The following is an 11,460-nucleotide window of genomic DNA, read 5'->3' as shown; positions in this document are numbered from 1 at the left end:
TGGTGTTTCCAATGTACAAAACGACACAATGAGTGGCGGAGAGGAAACTCGTGCAAAAATTGCTGCCGCATTTTCCCAACAAGTACATGGCATTCTAGCGGATGAACCAACCAGCCACCTTGATCTCAATGGAATAGATCTACTTATTGGTCAACTTAAAGCATTTGATGGAGCATTACTTGTTATCAGTCATGACCGATATTTTCTTGATATGGTTGTAGACAAGATATGGGAGTTAAAAGACGGTAAAATTACGGAATATTGGGGTGGTTACTCGGATTACTTGCGTCAAAAAGAAGAAGAGCGACAACACCAAGCCGTAGAATATGAGCTGATGATGAAGGAACGGGAGCGATTAGAATCTGCTGTGCAAGAAAAACGCCAGCAAGCTAATCGATTAGACAATAAGAAAAAAGGAGAAAAATCCAAAAACTCTACCGAAAGTGCTGGACGACTTGGGCATGCAAAAATGACTGGCACCAAGCAAAGAAAACTGTATCAGGCAGCTAAGAGTATGGAAAAGCGTTTGGCTGCATTAGAAGATATTCAAGCACCAGAGCATTTGCGTTCTATTCGTTTTCGTCAAAGTTCAGCCCTAGAACTGCACAATAAGTTCCCGATTACGGCAGATGGTCTGAGCTTAAAATTTGGTAGCCGTACTATCTTTGATGACGCTAACTTTATAATACCGCTTGGCGCTAAAGTCGCTATAACTGGATCGAATGGAACAGGGAAAACGTCCTTGTTAAAAATGATATCAGAACGTGCTGATGGATTAACCATATCTCCAAAAGCTGAAATTGGCTACTTTACACAAACAGGATATAAATTTAACACGCATAAATCTGTGCTCTCCTTTATGCAGGAAGAGTGCGAGTACACAGTTGCGGAAATTCGTGCAGTATTGGCTTCAATGGGGATCGGAGCGAATGATATTCAAAAAAACTTATCCGACTTATCGGGAGGTGAAATCATCAAACTGCTTTTATCCAAAATGCTTTTAGGAAAATATAATATTTTGCTTATGGATGAACCAGGAAACTATCTTGACCTAAAAAGTATTGCCGCATTAGAAACAATGATGAAGTCCTATGCAGGAACTATTATCTTCGTATCTCATGACAAGCAATTGGTCGATAATATTGCTGACATTATCTACGAGATCAAAGACCACAAAATCATCAAGACTTTTGAGAGAGATTGTTAATGATAGCCAATCTAATCCGAACATTAATTATTGAACTCTTTAAAGGAAATTAAAAATGACAATTCAAGATATTCAATCACTTGCTGAAGCACACGGCTTGTTGCTTACGGACAAAATGAATTTCAATGAAATGGGCATTGATTTTAAGGTCGTTTTTGCTCTTGATACAAAGGGGCAACAATGGTTGCTGCGTATTCCTCGTCGTGATGGCATGAGGGAACAAATCAAGAAAGAAAAACGCATTTTAGAATTGGTAAAAAAACATCTTTCTGTAGAGGTTCCTGATTGGAGAATTTCATCTACAGAATTAGTGGCTTATCCCATACTTAAAGATAATCCTGTTTTAAATTTGGATGCTGAAACCTATGAAATAATTTGGAATATGGACAAAGATAGCCCGAAATACATAACATCTTTGGCAAAAACCTTATTTGAAATCCATAGTATTCCTGAAAAAGAAGTTCGGGAAAATGATTTGAAAATTATGAAACCTTCAGATTTAAGACCTGAAATAGCAAACAATTTGCAGTTAGTAAAATCTGAAATTGGTATAAGTGAGCAATTGGAAACCCGCTACAGAAAATGGTTGGATAATGATGTTCTATGGGCAGATTTCACCCAATTTATACATGGCGATTTATATGCTGGGCATGTACTAGCTTCAAAGGATGGAGCTGTTTCAGGCGTTATTGATTGGTCAACAGCCCATATAGATGACCCAGCGATTGATTTTGCTGGGCATGTAACTTTGTTTGGAGAAGAAAGCCTCAAAACTCTAATCATCGAGTATGAAAAACTAGGGGGTAAAGTTTGGAATAAACTATATGAACAGACTTTAGAAAGAGCAGCGGCCTCTCCTTTGATGTATGGTTTATTTGCCTTAGAAACTCAAAATGAAAGCCTTATCGTTGGAGCAAAAGCTCAGTTGGGAGTTATATAATTTAAAAATATGATTGCTGAGAACTGCCTTGTTTTGAAACTTGGTTGGCTTTAATTAGTTTTTAGTATTCTTTATAGAAAATGCCTCGATCAAGGGGCATTTCTAACAATCATTTAACATAAAATTTCTTATGTGAAGTAACCTGAATGCAGCGGTGCCCCATTGGGGGCGCGTTGAGATAAGCCTCTTTTAGATAACTTTAGCAACTCGATAGACAGTTGCAACTCCACAATTCACTGCTTTGGCAATTTCTTCCTTAGTCATATTGCCAACTACTAGCAATTCTTTTATTCGTTTATGTTTAGCCTCATTTGCCTTCTTGCCTGTTGGTTTGTAACCCGAACGTGCCAGGCCCTGCTTAATACGTTCTATACGTTTCTCATTGTCTAGGCGGGCCATTGTTGCCAGAAGATCAATCAACATATTGTTGATGAGTTCCAAGATTGAATGAGTAATGCTGTCACTGGTTTGAATCATTTGGTAGGTAGTAGGAAGATCTGCTACGACTAAACGAAGTCCCTTCTCCTGGATCCTGCGCTTCAGCTCTTGAAAATCTCGTTGGGTTAGGCGTGATAAGCGGTCAATACTTTCAACTAACAATGTGTCACCTTGATTTGCTTCTGACAGTAGCTTATTCAATTCAGGTCGGTCTAACTTCGTACCACTATAGTTTTCCACGTACACAATGGTTTCACCCAAATTCAAGTTTTGGTTTAGATCCTGAAGAATCTGCAAAGCCCTTTCTGCATCTTGATCTTTAGTTGAAGCTCGTAGATAAATACGTGTATTCATTTCTATCATTTAATCTTAATTCTATTAGATTAATGATAATACTATCATTTAATTATTGCATTAAGTCTAATGATAGATATTGTATGCGATTTGGCTCGCTATCATTCAGGTATAGTCTTTTGATAAAAAAAGCATGACTAAAAGCCATGCCTTGGGAATTCGTATAACGTGTATTATGTTAATTTTAGGAAATCTTAATCGAAGTGAAATATATAGCTCAAATCATAGAATGTAATGAGAATCTCGAATTCATTCTAAAAATTAAGGTTCGTAATGAAATTCTAGAGGTATTTAGTTCTTCAATACCCTCATGTATTGATCTCAAAAAAAATTACCTTATAGATTTAGAAGCTACTATTTTTGATGATTACCTTATTGAGAAAACACATTATTCCCATCAAATTAAGCAAATAGATAATAGTCTAAGATATGAAATTATTGGATATTTAAAAGAAGGGAAGCTAGATGTTAATGGCTTAATTTTTGAAGATGATATTTTAAATAGAGATTTTTTTTACTTAGATAACAATACAGTAAAATGGACTGTCGATAGAATTAATGCTGACTTTGATGACAGAGATTGAATCCATTTAACATAAAATTTCTTATACGAAGTCCGTCTGTAAGCCCCAAGTAGAAATGTCCGGTTTACCGATTGCTCGACCTAAGATCTTAGAACATAAGAGTTTGATGATCACTCTGGTTCTCAAAACTCGATACTTTATTGAAAAGTTCTATCGAGGCTTATAAGTCCCTGAAACAAAAAAAAATGCCTGAACTTCAGGCATTTTTTACATCATCAATATCTACTAAAAAGCTTACAACAATCAAAAACCGAGAGTTTTATTCTTGTGAATACGACTTAACTTTTTCAAAAATTGGATAGAAATCTAATCCCTCATCTTTCATCGTAGAAATCAACGCAACGATTACAGCAATATGTGTAGGAACCACACCTTGTTTACTGTAATTCGTAATCGAATTAGGTTTCATATCCAATAAGGCAGCAAATTCCTTAATTGAAAGCCCTGCTTTACCGACAAGACGTTGAAATTCAGTATATGGCATTTAATTAAATTTATAGAAATAGTGTTTTGAGATTATAGCATAGGGTTATATTTACATAAAAACACATAATATTATGTGGTAAACACATTATTTTATGTGTTATAAATAGTTTATCAACGAAACTATTTATCATCTCTATAGGAGAAACATACTATGTACTCATACCCTAATTCAAACTCTGAAAAGAAAATTGCACTCATGATCATCAATGACTTTTTCATTCAAAAAGCACATGAACTGTGGATTTTTTTACAACTCGACCCGAGCTTTAACGACTATGAAGCAACAGTCATTTGGACTCGACGTTATCTAGAGGAACATCCAGAGGGTGAATACAGCGACATTCAAAAAGCCTTTCTTTCTTGTTTCCCAGAACACTTCTTCAACTTTGACTATTGAGTTATGAATCGTCTTTACTCTTTTGTGGCTTGAAACCAGAATAAACGCTATAAAACCCTGGCAGGATACCGGGGTTTTTTTATTGCAATATTCTACACACCTGGCAAATGGGCAATCATCATCATGATTATTCGGAATTTACCCTTCTTCTTGTTTAAGAAAGTGGATATCTAAATCCAATCAATCACTGAGAAGCCAGATATATCTAGCTTTTATTATTAAAAATAACTTATTTTAATTTATTTATTTTTAACTATTTTTTATATTGACACTCTGATAAAGATGACATAATTGCTTTTATATACTCAGGAACAATTTCACCTTCATACTCAATCATTGCTAATTTATCAATGACCTTAAAAAATATTGGCCAACTGAAGAGAAACGTTTCAAGATTCGCCTCAATCTGCTCAAATATTATAGATTTTTCGATCTTATTTATGATCCTCTTATTTCCTACAATGGCTTTTCTAACTTGATCTGGTGTCAAAGTATCAATATTAAGACCCAATTCTTTATAAGCAGCAATGACAGCGCCACCTAACTGATATTTTCGATGATCTGCTGCTGTTCTTTTTTTATTGATTTCTTTTTTTTGAATCTGGCTTAAGTACAGTTCTAAATCCTTATACTCCAATTTTTGTGCTTTAAACTTTAGATAACGAGTACACATCGTTTTCAAAATATTTGTCTTTGTTGGATCTAGTTCATTGTTCTGATATCCCTGATACAACTGCACAAACTTTTCTTCATAGTCTGTACGTTTTGGATTTTCAGACAACTCATCAAACAATAGCTTTAACTTCATGTGCTCACGATAAGGTTTTAAGGCCTCTTTCACTAAGATCTGTTGAGCTTCAGACAACATTTCAAAGTCGAAATCTTCAGCCTGTAGTGCATCGACAACTTGATTTTCTAATTTAGAACGAGGATCTTTTTCTAATAAAAACTCCACGAAAGCATGTAATTCCGCTACCTGAAGTAACTGAGCTGGTCTGCCTCTTTTCTTTGCTTTTTCCTGGGTCATATCATCTGCCGCTAAATTTTCAGAACTGCTACCGATTTAAATATGGTTTTACCATATTTAAATCGGGCAGTCTGAAAATAATTATTTAAATTAAAAATAAAATTTCTTGAAAAGAATTTTTATTTTTAATTTAAATAATTCGCACTTGACAGTTTCTCCTGATCGGAGAAACTAGTACGCAATGGGGCGCTTCCCCCTTGACCCCCTTCAACCGGATTTTTCAGCCATCCAGGCATTCCAAATCCGGGCGGTTTTCATTCCGTTTCACTGCATAAAAACCAATCCAAAACTATTAGAGGTGAACGTGGCAACTTATCATTTCAGCGTCAAAAGCAAGGGGAAAGGCTACGCAATACAGCATTACCTCTACATTGCCCGATTAATGCAATACGAAAACGTCCGCAAGAAAAGTAACGAAATTTTAGAATACGTTGAACCAGGCAAATGCATGCCGTCCTGGGTGAAAGATCCCATTGAGTTTTGGCAAGCCGCTGATACGTTTGAACGAGAAAATGCCAAAGTCTACATGGAGTATGAAATTGCCCTCCCCAACGAATTCACGCCAGAACAGCGTAAAACGCTCATAGAGACGTTTTTAGACAAACATATAGTTCCACAGCAATATCCGCATTCATACGCCATACACAACGTTAAATCGCGCCTCAGTGGCGAAGATCAGCCTCATTGTCACATCATGTTCTCGCTAAAAGCCGATGACGGTATTGAACGGACAGCCGAACAATATTTCAAACGCTATAACCCCAAAGATCCAAGCAAAGGCGGTGCCAAGAAAATCCAACTCCAAAATGGTCATGATGATTATTCAGCTTTCCTGATCTATATCCGGAAACAATGGGAAAACCACCTCAATGATGCTTTGGCCGAGCACTGCCCTACTGTGACCTACCAGATTGACGGCCAAGAGATCAGCATCAAAAACCAAGTTTCTGCTGACAGCTATGAAAAGTACAATGAACTTCACGGCACGATGTATATCCCCGAACCCAAACTCGGTGTAGGAAAACAGAATGAAACGTTGGAATACCTGGCTGAAATCCAGAAAATCAGACAGCACAATCAAAAAGAACGAGAACTCGAAGAACGCCAAAAGCAATTAGATCAACAACATGAATATTTTTATAGTGCTGAAAACCATCCATTTTCATCATTGGAAGTGATGTATTACCTGAATTATTTAGTGAAGAATCAGAAAAATAAGGAAAAACTGAAAAAAGATTTTAGTGAAATTATCAAAACCCAAGAGCCTATATTGCAACAAGAAGGCTGGAACATTCATAACATGAATCGAAAATTGAGGGATTCAGAGCATAACTCAACGCCATGCTTTGAGTTTGACGTGTATTCCCCACCAAAGAATCCATTACCCACGCAGAATAAGCCCTCTAAACTGGTTCAATCTGAACAGCCAAAGCCAAAATCTGATGATTATGATTACGGTGGTCCGGGGTTTTAAATTATCTGGATTTATTCAGGCTTTACAGAGCGAGTGTCTACGAGCGAACAGACACAATTAAAATTTTCGCCATGCTTTTTCTCTGATTACAGGCTCCCCTTTGCTGCTAAGACTGAGGTACAGAGCATCCCGAAGGGTGCGAACAGATTCAATTTGCTTCTAGGTCGAGCGAAGCGAGCATAAAAAAATGATGAGCGAAGCGAATTCCGAGTTGCTTTTGCTTTTTCTAAAACTCACGAAAATATTAACCAAAAAATTGCCCCTCGAATCGAGCGAAGCGAGATTCAATAGAGTTTGAGCGTAGCGAAAACCAAGGGCAATTTTTAAAGGTGTATATATTTTTTAATATTTTTAACTTTTAAATACTTTTAGAACGTCTGTAATGCTCATATAGAAAGGATTATAGATATTTAATTCATACATTTACCTAGGAAACTCCATACATTTACCTAGGAAACTCCATACATTTACCTAGGAAACTTCATACATTTACCTAGATCTTCATACATTTACCTAGATATAAATAATCTCTATATTTTTAGCTAATTTTAGTTCTTTCACTATTTGTTTTGATTGATTCTTATACTTATAATTTATAAATCAGACTATTTTTTATACTCCAAATTTATAGATGGATAATTTTTTATACTTTGATAAAGATCAAAAAATTAAAAAAACACTGTACAAAAGAATAATCATACATTTTTCTAGGTTTGACTTTACTATTGTTAGCTCATATATTCATACATTATCAAATATGTATGAATTAAAAAAATATGGATTCTCAATTAGATACTATAGTAGTTGATGATCATGAATACCCTATTCAAAAGCCTGTAGCTCAATATCCAGCAGAATATACAGTCATGCAGAATAGGATGATCGAAGCGTGGAATAGCATGTCCGTAGATGAAAAAAGGATCTTTATTTTAGCTAGCCCTATAGTTCGTCTTAATCCAATGAGTGAATCTAGTAAATTTACTATTACTGCTAAAGACTTTGCTGAAGCATGTGATATCGAACTAGGCAGTGCCTACTCTCAATTAAAAAGAGCTGCTGATGATCTTCGTGGAAGATACTTTTCTTACATAAATACAAAAGGTAATCGCGTGTCGGTTCACTGGGTAATTCGTATTGAATATGCAGATGGAAAAATAAGCTTTTACTTCACAAATGAAGTCCTGTTTATGTTGTCTATATTTAATAACAATCATCCATACACAAAGTTTACAATTAAAGAAGTTTTACAGCTAAGAGGATCCCACTCCATCCAGCTTTATCAATTATTAAAACAATACGAAAATATAGGACACAGAGATTTCAAAGAAGAAGAGTTCAGAAATATATTCGAGTTACAAAATAAGTATTCCTTGCTTTGGAATTTAAAAAAAAGAGTTATCGTACCAGCGGTATCAGAAATTAATAAATCTACTGAACTACAAGTATCTTTCTCCAACCTTAAAGATGGCAAAAAAATTACAGGTTTTAGATTCGTAATTGGAAAAAAAGAAACTACGAAGCCTTCTAAAGAAAAGAAAAAAGAAAAGCCTCTTACAGTTAGCCAAATTGATTTGTTCTCAAACAAACTTGCCTATGACTCAGCTTTTGCGAACCAATATAGTGAAGTTGGTGAGAGTTATGAGGATTTTGCTAAACGGATTGCTAATCAGCTAATAGACCCTGCAAAAGTAAGAGAATATATGCCTTACTTAAAGCAGTTAGGATTCAAGTCATTAAGTTAATTGACACTGTCAATTGAATAGTCAATTATTAACATGACTTGATAACAACTTTACAACTATGAAAAAGCTATCAGTATCGGAACTTGCAAAGCTATATGGATATTCACGACAAGCTATATATGCTCATATTAATAAAGGAAATTTATCTAAAAGCTCAGATGGTTTGATTGACTTTGCAGAGGCACTTAGAGTCTTTGGAGAACCACAAAACAAAAATGTAACTGTCAATCAAAGTAAATCAACTGACAGTCAAAACTTAACAGAAATTGACATGCTAAAACGTCAAGTTGACATGCTTGAACGTCAATTAAACCAATCAATTTTGCGAGAAAATCAGTCTTTAGAGAGAGAAAACTTCTACCAAGAACAAATCGAAGCAATGCAACGCCTACTGGAAGCCCCAAAACCTCCAAAGGTAGAAGATCCAACACCAGTTGCCCCCCCCCAAGAGACTGTTGAATCAAAAGAAGAAGCTGAGATTCAGACTGAGATCCAAGAGCCTAAGAAGCGAATTCCAGTACCAGAGCATATTGAACCTGAACCTGAAAAAAGAGGCTTTTGGAGCCGTTTTTTTAGACCCTATGATTAACCACGATTGTTTACCTGATATGAACAAAGTCGTGAAACATTGATCAAATAATAAGCGTGGAACGTGAAAAATCATAAAAAAAGCCCATTCGAGGGCGAATGGGCTATAAAACTGAAATTAACACATTGAATTATAACAAAATTTAAAAAGCATTGCGTATAAGCTGTATTATGTTAATTTTAGAAATTCTTAATTTCCATCTATCCAAACTTGCTTGATCCAATCTGCTAAATCTTCCCACTGCTCATCGCTATATCCATCTGCTGTCCAATATCTAATTTTATGATTAGGAGATAGGCAATAATAACTACCATTATCTTCACAAATAGGTAGCCAATCTTCTGGCAGACCTTGCTCCCTAGCATCATTTAATATCTGAGATAGCCCTCGATAGCATTCTTTCTCATCTGTAAGAGACGCTAATTCAATTGTTCCATAAAAGATATTGCTAATCTCTTTCAAAACTTTTTTATAATCTTTTGGAAAAATAAAACCTATTTTTCGTTCATAAGCAGATATGAAAATATCATCAGGTAGTTCTATGTTTAGACGACTATTCCCAGATAGTTCTTTTAATTCTTGAATAATGTTATCAAGCTTATTTTGCATATACATTCTGCTCTATCGCATTAAAGTTCTTACTACAATTTAACATAATGGCTGTTATGCGAAACGAGATCTACCAGCTCTCGTTTTTTGTTATGGAAACTGCTAAAATTCAAATACGCCATTGACGTATAAAGAGTCCATGTTATTTATTGAAACCAGCATCTTTACCAAGCAAATTAAAGACCTTGTATCTGATGAGGAATATCGTCAACTTCAGCAAGATCTTTTGGTACAGCCTGATAGAGGTGACCTAATCAAGAATGGCGGTGGTATTCGCAAAGTACGTTGTGCTCAAGGTAACAAAGGGAAAAGTGGTGGGATACGGGTGATTTATTATTGGGTCACCGAGGATGATCAGATCTTTTTCTTAGTGGCTTATCCAAAATCAGTAAAAGATAATTTAACAGATAAGGAAACCGCCATTCTGCACCAACTCGTGAAGGAGCAATTTCATGGATAACAACTTATTTGATGACTTGGTTGCTTCAATCAAAGAAGCTGGAGCTATCAAACGTAAAGAAGTTAAAGCAAGCCGAGTTACAGAACTCGAATTGCCTGATATTAAAGAAGTACGTGAAAAAACTGGCTTGAGCCAAAATGAATTTGCTGCACGTCTACATATTAGCCCCCGTACCCTGCAAAATTGGGAACAGGGACGACGCTATCCAACTGGACCAGCAGCTACATTGATTCGAATTTTAGATGCTCACCCAAGCCTTATTTGAAAAAATTACTTAAAAAATGGGAGCTTAAGGCTCCCATTTTTATTTCGTATAAGGTGTATTATGTTAATTTTAGAAAATCTTCACTACTATTATTTTAAAATAAGCCTTATATCCAAGCATAAAACAAGGTTGTCTAGACTTCTTTTAACAGTAAAGTTATCATAAAACTGAATTTTATTTTTTAGGTAAGTTTATGCATTCTATCCGCATTCGTTAAGACACAACTATTTGCATAGTGACACTATTTTATAATGGTGGGCTTTTGTTGTGTCTTTAAGAATATATGCGGATATATAAAGTAAAAGTATGCTTAATTTATAAGTATGCTTTTAGTGCATAGTTTCCAGTTATAACTTAATTGACTAGCTATTTGTCCACCCTGTGGATGAATAGCTTTTTTTTTGGGAGGACACTGTGATGCTAGCTTTTGTTTTCACCTAAATCCTGTTTGCTGCATAAAAAATTTCAAGAGCTAAACAGGAGTAAATAAAAATGAGTTTAATTATTAAAGCGAGAAACATACGCTTGGATTATGCTGGGCGTGATGTTTTGGATATTGATGAATTGGAAATTCACTCTTATGACCGTATTGGTCTTGTGGGTGATAACGGAGCAGGAAAGAGTAGTTTACTCAAAGTACTTAATGGCGAAATTGTTTTAGCCGAAGCGACATTACAGCGTTTTGGTGATTTTGCACATATCAGCCAACTGGGCGGAATCGAAATAGAAACGGTCGAAGACCGGGCAATGTTATCTCGCCTTGGTGTTTCCAATGTACAAAACGACACAATGAGTGGCGGAGAGGAAACTCGTGCAAAAATTGCTGCCGCATTTTCCCAACAAGTACATGGCATTCTAGCGGATGAACCAACCAGCCACCTTGATCTC

Annotated in this window: 13 protein-coding genes and 1 pseudogene; 10 read left to right on the top strand and 4 right to left on the bottom strand. The window is 35.7% G+C overall.

All coding sequences use genetic code 11. The annotated features are described in order from the left end of the window. Both msr(E) (FTT87_RS14725) and FTT87_RS14720 read left to right on the top strand, forming a co-directional pair. Window positions 1–1,207: ABC-F type ribosomal protection protein Msr(E) (gene msr(E), locus FTT87_RS14725; RefSeq protein ID WP_180062749.1), on the top strand; the 1,207-nt coding region annotated here is incomplete at its 5' end. Between the two features lie 55 nt (window positions 1,208–1,262). Next, window positions 1,263–2,147 carry an Mph(E) family macrolide 2'-phosphotransferase gene (locus FTT87_RS14720; RefSeq protein ID WP_000155092.1) on the top strand — a complete coding sequence of 295 codons (885 nt, stop codon included), beginning with the start codon at window positions 1,263–1,265 and terminating at the stop codon, window positions 2,145–2,147. Between the two features lie 189 nt (window positions 2,148–2,336). On the opposite strand, the gene FTT87_RS14715 is transcribed toward FTT87_RS14720, so the two are convergent. Then, complete coding sequence (locus FTT87_RS14715) at window positions 2,337–2,948, bottom strand: recombinase family protein (RefSeq protein WP_015060246.1); 612 nt, start codon at window positions 2,946–2,948, stop codon at window positions 2,337–2,339. Between the two features lie 194 nt (window positions 2,949–3,142). On the opposite strand from FTT87_RS14715, the gene FTT87_RS14710 reads away from it, so the two are divergent. Continuing rightward, window positions 3,143–3,523: a hypothetical protein gene (locus FTT87_RS14710; protein ID WP_015060210.1), complete on the top strand. Its 381-nt coding sequence runs from the start codon at window positions 3,143–3,145 to the stop codon at window positions 3,521–3,523. A 259-nt stretch (window positions 3,524–3,782) separates the two neighbouring features. On the opposite strand, the gene FTT87_RS14705 is transcribed toward FTT87_RS14710, so the two are convergent. Then, on the bottom strand, window positions 3,783–4,007 hold the full coding sequence (locus tag FTT87_RS14705) for a hypothetical protein (RefSeq protein WP_004758944.1): 225 nt from the start codon (window positions 4,005–4,007) through the stop codon (window positions 3,783–3,785). Between the two features lie 153 nt (window positions 4,008–4,160). On the opposite strand from FTT87_RS14705, the gene FTT87_RS14700 reads away from it, so the two are divergent. Beyond that, the gene (locus tag FTT87_RS14700; protein WP_180175043.1) at window positions 4,161–4,406 is read left to right on the top strand and encodes a hypothetical protein; all 246 of its coding nucleotides are present in this window, start codon (window positions 4,161–4,163) and stop codon (window positions 4,404–4,406) included. Window positions 4,407–4,659: 253 nt separating this feature from the next. On the opposite strand, the gene FTT87_RS14695 is transcribed toward FTT87_RS14700, so the two are convergent. Continuing rightward, window positions 4,660–5,433: a hypothetical protein gene (locus FTT87_RS14695; protein ID WP_179990983.1), complete on the bottom strand. Its 774-nt coding sequence runs from the start codon at window positions 5,431–5,433 to the stop codon at window positions 4,660–4,662. 304 nt (window positions 5,434–5,737) lie between these two features. On the opposite strand from FTT87_RS14695, the gene FTT87_RS14690 reads away from it, so the two are divergent. From FTT87_RS14690 to FTT87_RS14680, 3 genes are all read left to right on the top strand, one after another. Then, complete coding sequence (locus FTT87_RS14690) at window positions 5,738–6,907, top strand: MobA/MobL family protein (RefSeq protein ID WP_180175042.1); 1,170 nt, start codon at window positions 5,738–5,740, stop codon at window positions 6,905–6,907. Window positions 6,908–7,683: 776 nt separating this feature from the next. Next, window positions 7,684–8,649 carry a RepB family plasmid replication initiator protein gene (locus tag FTT87_RS14685; RefSeq protein ID WP_178319600.1) on the top strand — a complete coding sequence of 322 codons (966 nt, stop codon included), beginning with the start codon at window positions 7,684–7,686 and terminating at the stop codon, window positions 8,647–8,649. Window positions 8,650–8,707: 58 nt separating this feature from the next. After that, complete coding sequence (locus FTT87_RS14680) at window positions 8,708–9,238, top strand: plasmid replication DNA-binding protein (protein ID WP_178319599.1); 531 nt, start codon at window positions 8,708–8,710, stop codon at window positions 9,236–9,238. A 189-nt stretch (window positions 9,239–9,427) separates the two neighbouring features. Here FTT87_RS14680 and FTT87_RS14675 read toward each other — a convergent pair whose 3' ends face one another. Further along, complete coding sequence (locus FTT87_RS14675; protein ID WP_001180106.1) at window positions 9,428–9,847, bottom strand: SMI1/KNR4 family protein; 420 nt, start codon at window positions 9,845–9,847, stop codon at window positions 9,428–9,430. Between the two features lie 139 nt (window positions 9,848–9,986). Between FTT87_RS14675 and FTT87_RS14670 the strand changes: the two genes are divergently transcribed. From FTT87_RS14670 to msr(E) (FTT87_RS14660), 3 genes and pseudogenes are all read left to right on the top strand, one after another. Beyond that, on the top strand, window positions 9,987–10,307 hold the full coding sequence (locus FTT87_RS14670) for a type II toxin-antitoxin system RelE/ParE family toxin (protein ID WP_000897307.1): 321 nt from the start codon (window positions 9,987–9,989) through the stop codon (window positions 10,305–10,307). Then, window positions 10,300–10,572, top strand: coding sequence for a NadS family protein (gene nadS / locus FTT87_RS14665; RefSeq protein ID WP_000369781.1), 273 nt, complete (start codon window positions 10,300–10,302; stop codon window positions 10,570–10,572). The genes FTT87_RS14670 and nadS overlap by 8 nt, the downstream gene beginning before the upstream one ends. Window positions 10,573–11,064: 492 nt before the next feature. Next, window positions 11,065–11,460 (top strand): annotated as a pseudogene (gene msr(E), locus FTT87_RS14660) (ABC-F type ribosomal protection protein Msr(E)); the annotation flags it as partial.

The organism is Acinetobacter sp. YH01022, assembly GCF_013420235.1.
Taxonomy (GTDB): domain Bacteria; phylum Pseudomonadota; class Gammaproteobacteria; order Pseudomonadales; family Moraxellaceae; genus Acinetobacter.
This window is presented reverse-complemented; position numbering and strand designations above follow the sequence as displayed.